The 17,446-nt window shown below is 65.5% G+C and carries 13 protein-coding genes; 10 read left to right on the plus strand and 3 right to left on the minus strand.

Annotated elements, in window-relative coordinates; translation table 11 throughout:
• The 3 genes from FHW81_RS23720 to FHW81_RS23730 form a co-directional block, all read left to right on the plus strand.
• On the plus strand, positions 1 to 3,258 hold a 3,258-nt coding region (locus FHW81_RS23720; protein ID WP_429480611.1), incomplete at its 5' end, for an MBG domain-containing protein.
• A 62-nt stretch (positions 3,259 to 3,320) separates the two neighbouring features.
• Positions 3,321 to 5,027, plus strand: coding sequence for a two-partner secretion system transporter CdrB (gene cdrB, locus FHW81_RS23725; protein WP_003094915.1), 1,707 nt, complete (start codon positions 3,321 to 3,323; stop codon positions 5,025 to 5,027).
• A 302-nt stretch (positions 5,028 to 5,329) separates the two neighbouring features.
• Complete coding sequence (locus FHW81_RS23730; RefSeq protein WP_003106768.1) at positions 5,330 to 5,719, plus strand: hypothetical protein; 390 nt, start codon at positions 5,330 to 5,332, stop codon at positions 5,717 to 5,719.
• A 159-nt stretch (positions 5,720 to 5,878) separates the two neighbouring features.
• Here FHW81_RS23730 and FHW81_RS23735 read toward each other — a convergent pair whose 3' ends face one another.
• Complete coding sequence (locus FHW81_RS23735; protein ID WP_003110884.1) at positions 5,879 to 7,090, minus strand: MFS transporter; 1,212 nt, start codon at positions 7,088 to 7,090, stop codon at positions 5,879 to 5,881.
• Positions 7,091 to 7,400: 310 nt separating this feature from the next.
• Here FHW81_RS23735 and FHW81_RS23740 point away from each other — a divergent pair, with 310 nt between their 5' ends.
• Genes FHW81_RS23740 through FHW81_RS23760 form a run of 5 tightly spaced genes read left to right on the plus strand, consistent with a single transcriptional unit; the run spans position 7,401 to position 13,564 of the window.
• The gene (locus tag FHW81_RS23740) at positions 7,401 to 10,232 is read left to right on the plus strand and encodes a xanthine dehydrogenase family protein molybdopterin-binding subunit (RefSeq protein WP_009316241.1); all 2,832 of its coding nucleotides are present in this window, start codon (positions 7,401 to 7,403) and stop codon (positions 10,230 to 10,232) included.
• Entirely contained in the window at positions 10,225 to 10,764 is a 540-nt protein-coding gene (locus FHW81_RS23745; protein ID WP_003110882.1) for a (2Fe-2S)-binding protein, read from the plus strand. The genes FHW81_RS23740 and FHW81_RS23745 overlap by 8 nt, the downstream gene beginning before the upstream one ends.
• Before the next feature lie 2 nt (positions 10,765 to 10,766).
• Positions 10,767 to 12,014 carry a cytochrome c gene (locus FHW81_RS23750; protein WP_034054407.1) on the plus strand — a complete coding sequence of 416 codons (1,248 nt, stop codon included), beginning with the start codon at positions 10,767 to 10,769 and terminating at the stop codon, positions 12,012 to 12,014.
• 3 nt (positions 12,015 to 12,017) lie between these two features.
• On the plus strand, positions 12,018 to 12,989 hold the full coding sequence (locus FHW81_RS23755) for an XdhC family protein (RefSeq protein ID WP_034037353.1): 972 nt from the start codon (positions 12,018 to 12,020) through the stop codon (positions 12,987 to 12,989).
• Positions 12,989 to 13,564 carry a nucleotidyltransferase family protein gene (locus FHW81_RS23760; protein WP_034054408.1) on the plus strand — a complete coding sequence of 192 codons (576 nt, stop codon included), beginning with the start codon at positions 12,989 to 12,991 and terminating at the stop codon, positions 13,562 to 13,564. Before FHW81_RS23755 ends, FHW81_RS23760 begins: the two co-directional genes overlap by 1 nt.
• Here FHW81_RS23760 and FHW81_RS23765 read toward each other — a convergent pair whose 3' ends face one another.
• Positions 13,565 to 14,689, minus strand: a complete 1,125-nt coding sequence (locus FHW81_RS23765; RefSeq protein ID WP_003112793.1) for a methyltransferase — start codon at positions 14,687 to 14,689, stop codon at positions 13,565 to 13,567.
• Between the two features lie 327 nt (positions 14,690 to 15,016).
• Here FHW81_RS23765 and FHW81_RS23770 point away from each other — a divergent pair, with 327 nt between their 5' ends.
• Positions 15,017 to 16,015 (plus strand): DctP family TRAP transporter solute-binding subunit, encoded by a 999-nt coding sequence (locus tag FHW81_RS23770; RefSeq protein ID WP_003094894.1) that lies wholly within the window; start codon positions 15,017 to 15,019, stop codon positions 16,013 to 16,015.
• Between the two features lie 106 nt (positions 16,016 to 16,121).
• A complete protein-coding gene (locus FHW81_RS23775; protein WP_023084835.1) occupies positions 16,122 to 16,898 on the plus strand; it encodes a ferredoxin--NADP reductase in 777 nt (258 codons plus the stop codon).
• A gap of 104 nt (positions 16,899 to 17,002) precedes the next feature.
• Here FHW81_RS23775 and mscL read toward each other — a convergent pair whose 3' ends face one another.
• Entirely contained in the window at positions 17,003 to 17,416 is a 414-nt protein-coding gene (mscL, locus tag FHW81_RS23780) for a large-conductance mechanosensitive channel protein MscL (RefSeq protein WP_003104883.1), read from the minus strand.
• Positions 17,417 to 17,446: the final 30 nt, after the last annotated feature.

The raw sequence follows: 17,446 nt of genomic DNA on the forward strand, positions 1-17,446 counted from the left end.
ACCAAGGCGCTGCTGAATGTGATCGCCGACGCCAAGACCAAGGTCTACGGCGATGCCGATCCGAGCCTGACCTACCAGGTCAGCGGCCTGAAGAATGGCGATACCGCTGGCGCGGTGCTCAACGGCGGCAGCCTGAGCCGCGTGGCTGGCGAGAATGTCGGCGTGTACGGCATCAACCAGGGCGACCTGGCATTGAACAGCGGCAACTACGATCTGAGCTACCAGGGCAACAACCTGACCATCACCAAGGCGCTGCTGAATGTGATCGCCGACGCCAAGACCAAGGTCTATGGCGATGCCGACCCGAGCCTGACCTACCAGGTCAGCGGCCTGAAGAATGGCGATACCGCTGGCGCGGTGCTCAATGGCGGCGGCCTGGTTCGTGTCTCCGGCGAAAACGTAGGCAACTATGCGATTCAGCAGGGTGGCCTGGGTCTGGTCAGCGGTAACTATGACCTGGCTTACCAGGGCAACAACCTGACCATCACCAAGGCGCTGCTGAATGTGATCGCCGACGCCAAGACCAAGGTCTACGGCGATGCCGATCCGAGCCTGACCTACCAGGTCAGCGGCCTGAAGAACGGTGATACCGCCGGTTCGATCCTGACCGGTGGGTTGAACCGCGCCGCAGGCGAGAACGTGGGTGTGTATGGCATCAACCAGGGCGACCTGGCATTGAACAGCGGTAACTACGACCTGAGCTACCAGGGCAATAACCTGACCATCACCAAGGCACTGCTGAATGTGATCGCCGACGCCAAGACCAAGGTCTACGGCGATGCCGATCCGAGCCTGACCTACCAGGTCAGCGGCCTGAAGAACGGTGATACCGCTGGCGCGGTGCTCAACGGTGGCAGCCTGAGCCGCGTGGCTGGCGAGAATGTCGGCGTGTACGGCATCAACCAGGGCGACCTGGCATTGAACAGCGGTAACTACGACCTGAGCTACCAGGGCAATAACCTGACCATCACCAAGGCGCTGCTGAATGTGATCGCCGACGCCAAGACCAAGGTCTACGGCGATGCCGACCCGAGCCTGACCTATCAGGTCAGCGGCCTGAAGAATGGCGATACCGCTGGCGCGGTGCTCAATGGCGGCGGCCTGGTTCGTGTCTCCGGCGAAAACGTAGGCAACTATGCGATTCAGCAGGGTGGCCTGGGTCTGGTCAGCGGTAACTATGACCTGGCTTACCAGGGCAACAACCTGACCATCACCAAGGCACTGCTGAATGTGATCGCTGATGCCAAGACCAAGGTCTACGGCGATGCCGATCCGAGCCTGACCTACCAGGTCAGCGGCCTGAAGAACGGCGACAGCGCCGGTTCGATCCTGACCGGCGGGCTGAACCGCGCCGCAGGCGAGAACGTGGGTGTGTATGGCATCAACCAGGGCGACCTGGCATTGAACAGCGGTAACTACGACCTGAGCTACCAGGGCAACAACCTGACCATCACCAAGGCACTGCTCAATGTGATCGCCGATGCCAAGACCAAGGTCTACGGCGATGCCGACCCGAGCCTGACCTACCAGGTCAGCGGCCTGAAGAACGGTGACAGCGCCGGTTCGATCCTGACCGGCGGGCTGAACCGCGCCGCAGGCGAGAACGTGGGTGTGTATGGCATCAACCAGGGCGACCTGGCATTGAACAGCGGCAACTACGATCTGAGCTACCAGGGCAACAACCTGACCATCACCAAGGCACGGTTGAATGTGATCGCCGACGGCAAGACCAAGGTCTACGGCGATGCCGATCCCAGCCTGACCTACCAGGTCAGTGGCCTGAAGAACGGCGATACCGCTGGCGCGGTGCTCAACGGTGGCAGCCTGAGCCGCGTGGCTGGCGAGAATGTCGGCGTGTACGGCATCAACCAGGGTGGACTGGGCCTGGTCAGCGGTAACTATGACCTGGCTTACCAGGGCAACAACCTGACCATCACCAAGGCACTGCTGAATGTGATCGCTGATGCCAAGACCAAGGTCTACGGCGATGCCGATCCGAGCCTGACCTACCAGGTCAGCGGCCTGAAGAACGGCGACAGCGCCGGTTCGATCCTGACCGGCGGGCTGAACCGCGCCGCAGGCGAGAACGTGGGTGTGTATGGCATCAATCAGGGCGACCTGGCATTGAACAGCGGCAACTACGATCTGAGCTACCAGGGCAATAACCTGACCATTACCAAGGCGCTGCTGAATGTGATCGCCGACGGCAAGACCAAGGTCTATGGCGATGCCGATCCGGCACTGACCTACCAGGTTTCCGGGCTGAAGAACGGCGATACCGCTGGCGCGGTGCTCAATGGCGGCGGCCTGGTTCGTGTCTCCGGCGAAAACGTAGGCAACTATGCGATTCAGCAGGGTGGCCTGGGTCTGGTCAGCGGTAACTATGACCTGGCTTACCAGGGCAACAACCTGACCATCACCAAGGCACTGCTCAATGTGATCGCCGACGGCAAGACCAAGGTCTATGGCGACGCCGACCCGAGCCTGACCTACCAGGTCAGCGGCCTGAAGAACGGTGACAGCGCCGGCTCGATCCTGACCGGCGGGCTGAACCGCGACGCAGGCGAGAACGTGGGTGTGTATGGCATCAACCAGGGCGGCCTGGTGCTGACCAGTGGCAACTATGACCTGGCCTACCAGGGTAATGACCTGACCATCACCAAGGCGCTGCTCAACGTATTCGCCGATGCCAAGAGCAAGCAGGTCGGCACCGCCGACCCGGCGCTGACCTATCAGGTTTCCGGCCTGAAGAATGGCGATAGCGCCGGTCAGGTGCTCGCCGGCGGGCTCGGTCGGGTGGGCGGCGAAGCCGTAGGCCAGTACGACATCCTCCAGGGTGGGCTTGCCCTCACCAGCGGCAACTACCAGCTCAACTACCAGGGCAACCTGCTGAGCATCCTGCCGCTGCCGGTCACGCCGGGCGACCTGGGGCAACTGGCAGCGCTCTCCGACTTGCGCGAACTGCAGAAGGGGCGCGATCCGGATACCCCCGGGGATGCGGTCTACCGCACCACCACGCTGGAAAACCCGTTCCTCGAAAACCCGTTCCTGCGCGCCTACGCTCTGGGCATGGACGTCAGCGATCCTAACCTGCTGCCGGCTACCGCCGCGGGTCCGGCGGAGGACGCCAGCGCCAAGCGGGTGGGGCAGTTCACCGATCGTCCGCTCAGGGCAGAGGCCGAGAGTGGGGCGGGTTGCTCGAACCAGAGCTACCTGGCCGACTACTGGAGCTGCTTCAACAAGCCTCTGAATTTCTAACCCTTTTCGCAATGCGCACTATCGTCTCCGGGCGGTAGTGCGTCATCTGCCCGAGGTGAATGATGAAACCTTCGCAATGGACGCTTCGCTGGGTGACGCTCTGTGGCTGCGGGATGCTGGCAGCTTCCGCCGCCGCCGTGGAGTTGCCAGGGACTGTACAGCCATCCCAGCTCGATGAACGCTTCAAGCCCCGCAGCGAGCCGCAGGCCAAGCCCGAGGCGCCGCTGGTGGTGCCCAAGCAGGTCGCGCCGCAAGGCAGCGAACAGATCCGCTTCGAACTGCGCGAGATACGCATCGAAGGCAACACCCGCTATGACAAGGCGGTGCTCGAGTCCTATTACCAGCATATGCTCGGCAAGCAGGTGTCCCTGGCCGAACTGGTCGACCTGGCCAACCGCCTCACCGCCAAGTACCGCCAGGACGGCTACCTGTTGACCCAGGTAGTGGTGCCGGAGCAGAGCATCGAGGGCGGCAAGGTACGCCTGCAGGTGATCGAGGGTTACCTCGAACACGTGCAGATCAAGGGAACCGTCGATGGGCCGCGGGTGCGGGTGGAGGAACTGCTCGCACCGCTGACCGAAAAACGTCCGCTGGATGCCGATACCCTGGAGCGCGGCCTGCTGCTGGTCGGCGACCTACCGGGGGTCAACGTGCAGAGCGTGCTCAGCCCGGGTCAGGCGCTGGGCTCGTCGAACCTCGACGTGGCCTTGCAGCAGCAGCGATACGAAGGCTTCGTCAGCCTCGACAACCGCGGTTCGCACTACACCGACCCGACCACCCTGGCCTTCGGCGCCACCGAGTTCTCCCGCCTGGGCTTCTACGAGCAGATCGACGTGCTCGGTGCGATCTCGCCGTTCAGCGATGCCACCCGCTACATCCAGTTGCGCGGCACGTTGCCGCTGGGCGGCATGTTCGCCGGCGATACCCTGCAGATCATGGGTTCCTATTCGAAGGTCAACCCGGACATCCCGGACTCGGTATTCCCCTTCGACAGCGTCAGCAAGAGCACCGAAGGCAGCATTTCCTACAACCATCCCTTCATCCGCTCGCGCTCGCAGAACCTGAGCGGCGGCCTGGCGTTGCAGTGGAAGGATACCGAGACCCGCCTGCGCGACTTCGCCAGCGACGCCTCGAACCCCGGTCGTGACCATGTGCGGGTGTTCCAGCAACGCCTGACCTATGACTGGGTCGACCGTTGGATGGGCATCAACCTGGCGGAGGTGCGCAACAACATCGGCCTGGACATGTGGGGCGCGACCAAGAAGGACGATGAACGTCGTTCCCGCGAAGTGGCCGACGGACGTTTCGTCTATCTCAACGGCAACATCGGGCGTCTGCAAGGGCTCGGCGGACCCTGGTCGGTGTATGGCGAGTTGCAATGGCAGTACAGCTTCGACCCGTTGCTGCCGAGCGAGCGCTTCGGCGTTGGCGGCAGCGGGATCGGTCGCGGCTTCGCCCCGGGCAACATCACCGGTGACCGTGGCTTCGCCCTGAAGCTCGAACCGCGCTATGGCCAGGCGGTGGGCTATAGCTGGCTGCGCAGCTACCAGGCCTACGCTTTCTACGACTGGGGCAAGACCTACAACCTCGACGTGGACGATGACGAGCAGCAGAAGCTCGGCTCGATCGGTGCCGGGGTGCGCTTCAACCTCACCGACCAGTTGTCGTTCAACCCGGAGATTGCCCGCCAGGTCATCGGCGAGCCAGCCGACCAGCGCGATGGGAAGCGCGAGACGCGGGTCCTGTTCAACGTGGTGGCGCGCTTCTGAACCCTGCCGGCCTCCGTTCCGGAGGCTGCTGACGGAGCCCCTCTCCGGTTCTGCGGAGAGGGAGGTCCGTGCTCAATTCCGAGTGTTTTTCTCAAACTTTCGATTTCTTCGATTCTTCATATCGATGCCGTCAATCCGTGTCGAGGTCGGTCGGAGAGGCGTATTCTTGCTGTAACTGCTGTGCTAGAGCGGTTATTCGCACTATTTCAAACGTCGATGAATACTATTGGCGCGCTTCGTTTTCCAATCGAGTTTCCCGAACAGAGAATGGCCCCACGTAACGAATACCTGGAGCCACTGCCATGAAACGCCCGCTGATCCTCGCCATCGCCCTTGCTACCCTGACCGCCAATGCCGCCTTCGCCGCACCGCGGGTCGAATCCATCGCCCTGCGCGGTGCCCAACAACTGATCGCCTCCGACGGTTCCGACCGTACCCTCGAGCGCCTGCGCAAGACCCAGGCGCCGCGCGTCCAGGAAGAACGCCGGGTCGCCGAAAGCGGCAGCGAGCAGACCATCGATCGCTTGCACCGCGACATGACCAGCCGCGAGGCGCGCCTGGCCGAGAACGGCAGCGAACAGACCGTCGACCGTCTGCACAAGGACATGGGGCGCGTCGATCTGCGCCTGGCCGACAACGGTAGCGAGCGCACCGTCGACCGCCTGCATCGGGAGATGCGGCGCCCCGCCTGACACCGCGGATCACGCCGCAAGGTGCGAGAAAAGCCCGGCTCGATGCCGGGCTTTCTTATTGCCGAGAAGGTGCGGTGTTCCATGGGGAGGACGGATAACGCCCCAGGCGTTATCGCCGATACGCCGCTGTCGGGGCAGCGACGCGCGACGGCATTGGCCTCAGTGCAGGCGGTCGCGTTGCGCCAGGCTAGGGAACAGCTTCATCCATGCTCCGGTGACCACCAGGGTGCCGATCCCGCCGAGGACCACTGCCGGTACCGTGCCGAACCAGTGTGCGGTGAGCCCGGACTCGAACTCGCCGAGCTGGTTCGAGGCGCCGATGAACAGGCCGTTCACCGCGCTGACCCGGCCGCGCATCTCGTCGGGGGTCTCGAGCTGCACGAAGGCGCCGCGGATGACCATGCTGACCATGTCCGCGGCGCCGAGTACCACCAGCACGCCGAGGGACAGCCAGAACGATTTCGACAGGCCGAAGGCGATGGTTGCCAGGCCGAAGATGCCCACGGAGAGGAACATGATCCGCCCGACGTTGCGTTCGATGCTGAAGTGCGCCAGCCAGAACGACATCGCCAGGGCGCCCACCGCTGGAGCCGAGCGCAGCAGGCCGAGGCCCCAGGGCCCGGTGAGCAGGATGTCCTTGGCGAACACCGGGAGCAGGGCGGTGGCGCCGCCGAGGAGCACGGCGAACAGGTCGAGGGAGATTGCGCCGAAGATGTCCGGTCGGCTGCGGATGAAACGGATGCCGGCGAGCAGCGAGTCGAGGGTGGCCTTGCCCTGGGTGAGCGGCTGGTTGCGTACCGGCAGGCTGAGCGTCAGGACGCAGGCGAGGACGTAGAGAGTCGCGGTCGGCACGTAGACCCAGGAGGCACCGAACGCATAGAGCAGGCCGCCGAGGGCCGGGGCGGCAATGGTCGCCGCCTGCATCGCCGAAGCCGAAGCGGCCACCGCGCGCGGGAACAGTCCGGCCGGTACCAGGTTCGGCAGCAGCGCCTGGGTGGTCGGCATTTCGAAGGCGCGGGCGGTACCGAGGGCGAAGGCGAGGACGAAGATCATGTTGCGGGTGATCTCTCCCGAAGCCGCGCCGAGCACCAGCGCCACCGCCACCAGGGCCTGGCCGGTCTGGCAGAGGGCGGCGATTCTGCGTCGGTCGTAGCGGTCGGCAACGTGCCCGGTGTGGAGCATGAACAGTACCCGCGGGAGGAATTCGACCAGGCCTACCAGGCCCAGGTCGAGGACATTGCCGGTCAGTTCGTAGATGTGCCAGCCGATGGCCACGGTGAGCATCTGGAAGCCGCTGGCGGTGCAGACGCGGGCCAGCCAGAAGGCGAGGAAGGGACGATGGCGGAGCAGGGAGCTGGGTTGGCTGGACATGCTGGGGTCGGGCGTTTCGAGAGGAGGGCGGAGAGTAACATGCGGTTACCTCTTGGCTGTTGCCATTGCCGAAATCGAAGATTCAGAGAAGCGCACGAAAAGGTTGGAGCCGACCTGGCGGACGACCAAAGTCGAGTGTCCATGGGGCCTTCCAGCGGTAGACGGGACTTTTCCTCGGGTGCGACTTGTCGCTAAAATTAACTACTGAGTCAGGTTTTTCCGCCTGCGTGCTCCACCTCGTCCGTCCGGACGAGCTGTTCAAGCCTGAATAACGACATGGGTGGGAACCGTACCACCCAGAGGAACTTGCATGTCCAACCGTGATATATCCCGGCGCGCCTTTCTCCAGGGCGGGTTGATCGCCGGCGTGGGTGTCACCCTGGCGCCGCTCGGCAGCCAGGCGTTCGCTGCCTTGTTCGAGAACCAGGTGACCGTTTCCGCCCAGCGCTGGATGGCGGGCAACGGCCAGGTCCGTTTCCGTAACGACGCCTTGTCCAAGGTCTGCGGCAACAAGGTGTTCGCCCGCGATATCCGCGCCAGGGACATGCCCGGCTGGCCGCAGCAGCAAGGCCACGCCATGTTGCTGAAGACCGTTCGCGCCGACCGCATCTACGAAGGCCACGACCTTTCCTGGCTGGGCGCCGAATTGCAGCCGGACCGTATCGTCACCGCCGCCGACCTGGAGAAGGACGGCATCGTCTTCCCCGAGGCGCATTCGCCCGATCCGCTCCTGCCGCCGGGCAAGGTGCCGATGTTCATCGGCCATCCGGTGGCGATCCTGATCTGGAACGACTTCGAGCGCTTCCGCCGGGCCAAGCTCAAGCTCAAGTTCAACGACAAGGCGATCCGCTATGGCGCCCAGGCCCCGCTGTACCAGGGCGATCCCTACGGCAGCTATCGCTTCGTCCGGGTCGGCGGCAAGACGCCCTACGAGGACGACGAGTTCTCCAGCCTGAAGGACTCGATGCTGTTCCCCACCATCCTCAACCGCAAACCGGTATGGACCCGCGAGCCGAAGCTGCACGGCGACCTCACCGAGCAGGGGCTGTTCCATGCCAAGCGCATGGCCGAGCAACTGGAAAACCCGCCGCAGGACTGGCTGGTCTTCGACGAGCGCTACAAGACCCCATCGATCGAGCCGGCGGCACTAGAGCCGGACAACGGCAACGGCTGGTACGACGCGGCGAGTAAGACCTTGCACTTCGTGGTCGCCACCCAGTGCCCGTTCGAAGTCGCCTACGAAAGCGTGCACATGATCAAGCCGTCGCGCTTCGCCCTGGAGAAGCTCAACATCCATCCGGGCTATACCGTCGGCTACGGCTCCAAGGACAACAACATCTTCGTCTTCTATGCCGCGCTCGCCGCGCTGTATGGCGAGGGTGTGCCGGTGCGCCTGGCCAACGACCGCTACGAGCAGTTCCAGAGCGGCATCAAGCGCCACCCGTTCGACATCCGCTACCAACTGGCGGTAGACAGGAACGACCTCGGCTTCCGCATCTTCCGCGCCGACATGAGCGCCGACGGCGGCGGGCGCGCCAACTACAGCGCCTCGGTGGCGGCGGTGGGCGCCACCGCCGCGCAGTCGATCTACTACATGCCGCAGAACGACCTGGCGGTCACCGCCTATCATTCGCGCGGCGTGGAGGCCGGCTCGATGCGCGGCTACGGTACCCTGCAGACCATGGCCGCGACCGAGATGATGGTCGACGAGATCGCTGGCCGGCTGGGCGTCGACGCCATCGACCTGCGTCGTCGCAACGCCCTGCGCTCGGGCATGAAGAACACCCAGGGCGCGGTCCCGGCCGGTGCCCTGCGCCTGCACGAGATCCTCGACAAGGCCGCTGCCCACGAGGTCTGGAAGGACCGCGACGCACGCAAGAAGCGCTACGACGCGGAGGACCCGGACAACTGGTATGGGGTCGGCTTCGCCATTTGCCAGAAGGACTTCGGCACCGGTGCCGAGGCGCCGATGGCGAGCATCGAGTTCAGCGCCGACGGGCGCATCAGCCTGCGCCACATCGGCACCGAGATCGGTACCGGGATGTCCACCTCGCAGGCCTTCGTGGTCGGCGACTTCCTCGGCCGTCCGGCGGACGAGGTGAAGACCGCCGAGACCGAATGGCCCGAGCTGCGGCTCACCACCAAGGGCAATCCCTACCTGATGAGCCAGGCCGAGCAGGACGCCGCGCTACGCGATCCGCGCTGGGTCGGCAAGCTGGCCTCGCCGTCGTCGGCGACCAACTCGGCGTTCTATTTCAGCCACGCCACCCGCGAAGCCGCGCGCGTGCTGTTCAACCACGGCCTGTGGCCGGCGGCCCTGGAGCTGTGGCGCAGCGGTCCGTTCGGCGGCCAGGCCAATCCCTATGTGGTGCGCCGCGAAAACGCGGTATGGGTCGACGGCCAGTTGACCGGCAACGGCCTGGCGCCGATTCCCTTCGCCGAGCTGGCGAAGAAGGCCCACGAGATGGGCCTGGTCACCGGCGTCAGCGTCCACGGCTTCAACCGCTGGAGCTGGGCCGAGGCGGACTTCGTCATCGATGGCGTGCGCGAACGCCTGCCGCTCGACGCCATGGCGGTGAAGTACGGCGACGGTGCGCCGGGAGTGAAGAAGGCGATGATGAACAGCGCCGGCTTCCACCTGCTCGACCGGCAGAATCCGGCTTATCCGGCGACCCAGCTGAACAACGCGATGGTCACCTACTACAGTCCGGTGGCGACCCTGGTCGAGCTGAAGGTGAACAAGGGCAGCGGCGAGGTGCAGGTGCTCGACCACCATTCCTGGATCGAGTGCGGCCGGGTGCTGGTGCCGGAGCTGGTCAAGGGCCAGCTGGAGGGCGGCATCGCCATGGGTATCGGCCATGCGCTGCTGGAGGAAATGCCGCTCTACGAGGGCGGCCCCGCGGAAGGGGACTGGAACTTCAACCGCTACCGATTGCCGCGGGCGAAGGACGTGGCGGTGTGGAACCAGACGGCGGAGATCCTACCGCCGCTGTCACCGACCGATCCGGCCAAGGGCATCGCCGAGGTGGTGATGATCCCGGTGGTCGGCGCCATCGCCAACGCCGTGGCGCACGCCACCGGCAAGCGCGTCCGCGACCTGCCCATCACTCCCGCCCGCATCAAGGAGGCCCTCCATGGCTAACCGCAAGCTCCAGATGACCCTCAACGGTCAAGCCGTCGGTCCGGTGGAGGTCGCCGAAGACCTGCCGATGATCGACTACCTGCACGAATACCAGAACCTCACCGGCTCGCGCCTGGGCTGTGGCCAGGGCATCTGCCATGCCTGCGTGGTGATCGTCGACAATCCGGACGGCACCAGCGAGGAAGTGCGCACCTGCATCACCGGCGCGCACTACTTCGACGGCAAGAAGGTTCGCACCATCGAGGGCCATGCCCAGCGCGACGAGAACGGCGACATCCGCGAGCTGAGCCCGATCCAGCAGAAGTTCGTCGACCAGTTCGCCTTCCAGTGCAGCTATTGCGCGCCGGGCTTCGTCAACGCCGCCACCGTGCTGGTGGAAAAAGCCCAGCGCCAGCCGATCAAGCGCAGCGAGCTGGAGCAGGCGATCGAGGACAGCCTCGGCCATCACATCTGCCGTTGCACCGGCTACGTGCGCTACTACAGCGCCACCCGCGACGTGCTCGACGAACTCGGCCTGGTCAAGGAGGCTTGAGGATGAAGTGCACCCTTTCCGGCCTCGCCCTGGCGCTGGCCGCGCTGTCGCCGTTCCTGGCCTCCGCCGCCGGCGCCGACGCGGCGCTGGTCAAGCGCGGCGAATACCTCGCCCGCGCCGCCGACTGCATGGCCTGCCATACCGCCGAGGGCGGCGCGCCGTTCGCCGGCGGGCTGCCGATCCAGTCGCCGTTCGGCACCATCTACGGCACCAACATCACCCCGGACAAGGAACACGGCATCGGCGCCTACAGCGCCGACGAGTTCTTCGCCGCTCTTACCGAGGGCAAGCGCAAGGACGGCGCCTACCTCTATCCGGCGATGCCCTACACCTCCTATCACCTGATCGAGCGCGAGGATGCCGACGCCATCTACGCCTACCTGATGGCCCAGGAGCCGATCGCCCGGCCGGCGCCGCAGACCAGCCTGAGCTTCCCGTTCAACGTGCGCATGGGCCTGGCCGGCTGGAACCTGCTCTACGGCAAGAGCGTGCGCTTGCAGCCGGAGGAAGGGCGCAGCGAGGCCTGGAAGCGCGGGCAGTACATGGTCGAGGTGCTCGGCCACTGCGGCGAGTGCCATACCCCGCGCAACCTGGCCGGCGCCCTGGAGCAGGACAAGCGCCTGAGCGGCGGCCTGCTCAACGGCTACCTGGCGCCCAGCCTGCTGCCCGGCGACCTTGCCGCGCGCGGTTGGACCCAGCCGGACCTGGCGAGCTTCCTCAAGCACGGCATGAGCGCCCAGGGCAGCATGTTCAACGAGATGTTCCCGGTGGTGCACCACAGCACCCAGCACCTCGACGACAGCGACCTGGCAGCCATGGCCACCTACCTGCTCGGCGACCAGCCGCCGCCGGCCAAGGTGGTCCAGGCGCTGCCCGAGGCGCAGCTGAACGACAGCGGCAAGCGCGGTCGCCAGCAGTACCTCAACGTCTGCGCCGGCTGCCACGGCGGCGAAGGCGAGGGCAAGCCGCATATCGCGGTGGCGATGAACGGCAACACTACCCTGCGCCTGCAAGACCCGCGTAATCTGTTGCGAGTGATCGAAGACGGCATCGTCGAACAGCAGTTCACCGGCTTCGAACGCATGCAACCGATGCCCGGTTTCGCCGGGAAACTCGACGACGAGCAACTCACGGACCTGCTCAACTACCTGCGCCAGACCTGGGGCGGATTGCCCGGTGACCTCGGTCCCCAACAGGTCGCGCAATTGAAGATGGAGAGCGCTTCGGCGCATACCGTCAAGGTGAAGTGAATCGTGCAACACCTCGATCTACAGGTGGTCCGCAAGGCGCTGAAGTGGTCCGTGGGCGGCGAACGGGTGTGGTTCTGTACCGTGCTCACGACCTACGGCTCGGCGCCCCGCGCGCCGGGATCGCTGCTGGCGGTGAACGCCAGCGGTGAATGGATCGGCTCGCTGTCCGGCGGCTGCGTCGAGGATGATTTCCTCGAGCGGGTCGCCGCCGGCGGTTTCCCCGATCCCGCGGTGATCGTGCGCTACGGCGAGGCCGACGACCCGAACTCGAACATCCGCCTGCCCTGCGGCGGCATCCTCGACGTACTGGTGGAAAACCTGGCGCCGGGCTGCGATGTCCAGGCCCATCTGCGCGAGCTGGAGTCGGCGTTGCTTGGTCAGCGCCGCCTGCTGCGCGAGGTCGAGCTGGGCAGCGGCGCGCGCAGCCTGCGCGACGATTCCAGCCACGGCCCTCGGGCTGAACGCGACGGCGAGTGCGTGCGCTTGCGCGTCGGCGCTGCCCAGCGCCTGCTGCTGGCCGGCTATTCCAGCGTCGCCCATGCCTGCGCCGAGTTCGGCAAGGGCCTGGGCTTCGAGGTGATCCTCTGCGACCCGCGCGAAGAAGCCTTGCGCGGCGTGGTGCTGGAGGGCATCGAGATCCGTCGCGAGCTGCCCTCGCTGTTCATCGCCGACGGCGGTTGCCACGCCGATACGGCGGTGGTGGCGTTGACCCACGATCCGAAGATCGACGACCTGGCGATGCTCGAGGCGGTGCGTACCGAAGCCTTCTATATCGGCGTGATGGGATCGCGGGCGACCTCGGAGAAACGCTTCGAGCGCCTGCGGCGCATCGGCGGCCTGGGCGATGCCGAACTGGCGCGGATCCACGCGCCGATCGGCCTCAACCTCGGCAGCAAGACGCCGGCGGAAATCGCCCTGGCGGTGCTGGCGGACATTCTTCGCATCCGCAACGGCATTCCCCGCGAGCGGCTCTGATGGTCGCCGCCGACGAGGTGCTGTGCCTGGTCCTGGCGGCCGGGCAGGGGCGCCGCTTCGGCAGCGACAAGCGCCTGGCGCGCCTGGCTGATGGCACGACCCTGCTGGCGGCCAGCGTGGCGCGGGCGCGCGAGGCGTTCGCCGAGGTGCGGGTGGTGGTGCGTGCCGGAGACACCCCGGCGAGCCTGGGCCTGCCGGCGCAGCAGCGGCTTGTCCACAGCCTCGATGCATCGTTGGGCATGGGCCACAGCCTGGCCGCCGGCGTCGCGGCGGCGAGGAACAGCACGGCCCGGGCCATCGCCGTCCTGCTCGGCGACATGCCCTGGATCGCCGCCGATACCCTCGAGCGTCTGGCCGCGATGGCCACTCCCGAAGCCATCGTGTTTCCCCTGTACGACGGTCAGCGCGGCCATCCGGTGCTGTTCGGCCGCGCTTTCTGGGACGCGCTTGCGCAACTGGACGGCGACCAGGGCGCGCGCCGTGTGCTGCAGGCCTATCGTCCGGCCTGGTGCGAGGTGCCGTGCGACGATCCGGGCGTACTCCGCGACGTGGACACCCCGGCGGCGCTCGGCTGACTATTTTCCCGCTTTCAGGATCACGAACTTCGGATTCGCCGCGACCTGCTCGACCCCGCGGAACAGCCGCTTGAGCTTGGCGTGGTAGCCCAGGTGGCGGTTGCCGACGATCCACAGTTCGCCGCCCGCCGCCAGGGCATCGCGAGCCTGGAGAAACATGCGCCAGGCGAGGAAGTCGCCGACCACCTGCTGCTGGTGGAACGGCGGGTTGCACAGGACCAGGTCCAGCGAGCCCGCCGCCTGGCCGGCCAGGCCATCGTCGGCGCGGAACGTCGCCGGCCGCTCGCCCAGCGCCGCTCGCCAGTTTTCCCGCGCCGACTGCACGGCCATGTACGACTCATCCACCAGGGCCAGCTCGGCCTGCGGGTTGAGCAGCGCGTAGGCGATGCCGAGCACCCCGTTGCCGCAGCCCAGGTCGGCGGCGCGTAGCGCGCCGAGGCTGCGCGGCAGGTGCGGGAGGAAGGCGCGGGTGCCGATGTCGAGACCTTCTCGGCAGAATACGTTGGCGTGGTTGAGCAGCGTCAGCGGCGGCTGCTCCAGGCGATAGCGGGTCGGATAGGGCGAGCGCGGTTGCGGGCGCTCCGCTGCCTCGGCGATCAGCAGGCGGGCCTTCTTCACCGCCAGCGAAGCGTGCATCGGGCCGATGTAGCGTTCCAGCAGGTCGCCGGCGGCGCGCGGCAAGTGCTTGACCATCCCCGCGGCGACGACCTGCGCGCCCGGTGCCAGTTGGCCGTGCAGGCGGATCAGTTGCTCCTCCAGCAACGCGAGGGTCTTCGGCACCTTGACCAGCACGTGATCGAAGGGCCCCACGGCGGTTTCGCTGGCCGGGACGAAGCGCACCGAACCCAGGTCGAGGCCGTTGCGCGCGAGGTTCTTGCGCAGGGCGAGGAAGCCCAGGTGCGAATCGCCGCTGCTGGTGACCTGGACGTGCGGCGCCAGGCTCGCGGCGAGGGCGCCGAAGGCGTCGTTGAGGACCAGCACCCGGCATTGCGCCGTCACGCCCCGTTCGTGCAACTGGTTGAGCAGGTATTCGTCGGCGGCATCGAACGCCTGGAGGGGCTCGCCGTCCTGCTCGGGCTGGCGGACCAGGTCGAGCTGGGCGAAGGGGGTGGCGAATAGAGGCATCGGGTTCCCGGCGGGGCGAATCCCGCTCGTCAATTAACAATCTGTCGAAACTGAGAGCTGGTTGGAGTTCTCCAGCTTGTGCGGCACACGGATATGCCGAAAAATTCTTTACCCGGCTCTGGTTAGTCGTTTCCTTACCGACGAGTCATCCAGCCGGGCACGCCAATAATAACCGGGCTAGGGCTTCGATAGCGCCTGTCATGACCCGGTAGCGCCTGGACGGGCGCCTTCGCCACTTCGAGCGGTGACCGTCACCCAACCCGTTTTCCGAACGAGACCCGTGCGAGCCGTCGCGGGGCTCGTCGTTGCCATCGCACAGGTACATCGATGTTCAAGCCGTTTGTCGGTGTGGCGCTCGCCGCACTGTTCGCCGTTTCCGCCGTCGCCCATGCCGAGGACGCCGGCCCGATCGTGATCAAGTTCTCCCATGTGGTCTCCGACGACACGCCCAAGGGCAAGGGGGCGCTGTTGTTCAAGAAGCTTGCCGAGGAGCGTCTGCCGGGCAAGGTCAAGGTCGAGGTCTACCCCAACTCGACGCTGTTCGGCGACGCCGATGAGATCGAGGCCCTGCGCGCCAACAAGGTGCAGATGCTGGCCACCTCGCTGTCCAAGTTCGAGCCCTATACCAAGCAACTCCAGGTGTTCGACCTGCCGTTCCTGTTCGATGACCTGGAGGCCCTGAAGCGTTTCCAGAAGCGCGACAAGAGCCGCGAACTGCTGCGCTCCATGGCCAAGCACGGTATCTATGGCCTGGCCTACTGGAACAACGGCATGAAGCAGCTTTCCGCCACTCGCGAGCTGCACCGGCCGGACGATGCCAAGGGCCTGGTCTTCCGTATCCAGCCGTCGTCGGTGCTGGAAGCGCAGTTCGCCATGCTCGGCGCCACCGCCAAGCAGTTGTCCTACGCCGAGACCCTCAAGGCCATGCAGGCCGGCAGCGTGCAGGGCACCGAGAACACCTGGTCGAACCTCGCCGGACAGAAGATCGACAGCGTGCAGCCGTACATCACCGAGACCAATCACGGTGCGCTCAGCTACATGCTGATCACCAGCTCGGCATTCTGGACCAGCATCCCCTACCAGACCCGCACCGAACTGGAGAGCATCGTCGACGAGGTCACCCTGGTGGTGAACAAGGAAGCCGAAGCGCTCAACCAGAAGGAGCGCGAGCACCTGCTGGCAGCCGGCAAGAGCCGCCTGGTCAGCCTCAGCGCGGAAGAGCACGAGGCCTGGCGCAACGCCATGAAGCCGCTGTGGAAGAACTACGAGGCGCAGATCGGTAGTGACGTGTTGCGCGCGGCCCAGGTGGTCAACCGCAAGCGCTGATCGGCCGCTGGCTATTCCCGTCAGCGGGGATAGCCACAAGCCTTGCGGGTGTTTCTGCCGGGTGCTTTGCGGGACACTAGGGGAGTATCGGTATCCGGAGCGGACCATGACCGCCAGCGAAGAGAAATTCACCCGCCAGACGCTGCTCGACGTGCAGCCTCTGACTCCCAACCTGTTCACCCTGCGTACCAGCCGTGACGCGGGATTCCGGTTCCGCGCCGGGCAATTCGCCCGGCTCGGCGTGTACAAGCCCAGCGGCAGTATCGTCTGGCGCGCCTACTCGATGGTTTCGGCGCCTCATGACGAATTCCTCGACTTCTTTTCCATCGTCGTCCCGGACGGCGAGTTCACCAGCGAACTCAGCCGCCTGCGCGAGGGCGACCAGTTGCTGGTCGATCGCCAGGCCTTCGGCTTCCTCACCCTCGACCGCTTCGTGGATGGTCGTGACCTTTGGCTGCTGGCCACCGGTACCGGTGTGGCGCCGTTCGTCTCGATCCTGCAGGACTTCGAAGTCTGGGAGCGCTTCGAAAGCATCAAGCTGGTCTACAGCGTGCGTGAGAGCAAGGAGCTGGCCTACCGCGAGCTGATCGCCGGCCTCGCCGAGCGCGAATACCTGGCCGAGCATGCCCACAAGCTGCAGTTCATTCCGGTGGTGACCCGCGAGCAGGTACCCGGTTGCCTGAACGGACGTATCACCACGCTGATCGAGAACGGCGATCTGGAGCGTGTCGCCGACCTGGAATTGACCCCGGAGCATTCGCGAGTGATGCTCTGCGGCAACCCGCAGATGATCGAGGACACCCGCGCCGTGCTGAAGGCTCGCGGCATGAACCTCAGTCTGACGCGGCGCCCGGGGCAGGTGGCGGTGGAGAACTACTGGTAGGTGCGTGCCCGCGCAGTAGCGGCGGATAACGCTGCCGCCCGGCGTGTTGTCCGGCAATGAAAAAGGGCCCGTTCGGGCCCTTTTTCATTGTTCCGCCGACGCGATCACGACTTGTTCTGCTGGGCTTTCAGCAGATCGCGGATCTCGGTCAGCAGGGTTTCCTCGGCACTCGGCACTGGCGGTTCGGACGGCGCGACGGCTTCTTCGCGCTTGAGGCGGTTGATCGCCTTGACCCCCATGAAGATGGCGAAGGCCACGATGACGAAGTCGAGTACGGTCTGAATGAACTTGCCATAGGCCAGCACCACCGCCGGCACGTCGCCTTCGGCGGCCTTCAACGTTATTGCCAGGTCGGAGAAGTCGACTCCGCCGATCAGCAGTCCGATCGGCGGCATGATCACATCGCCCACGAAGGACGAGACGATCTTGCCGAAGGCCGCGCCGATGATGATACCGACAGCCATATCCACGACATTGCCCTTGACGGCAAAGGCTTTGAATTCACTCAGAAGACCCATGGGTTCACTCCCTGTATTTCGCTAATAGGT

It is taken from the genome of Pseudomonas sp. RC10-4-2 (assembly GCF_050433085.1).
Lineage (GTDB): Bacteria > Pseudomonadota > Gammaproteobacteria > Pseudomonadales > Pseudomonadaceae > Pseudomonas > Pseudomonas aeruginosa.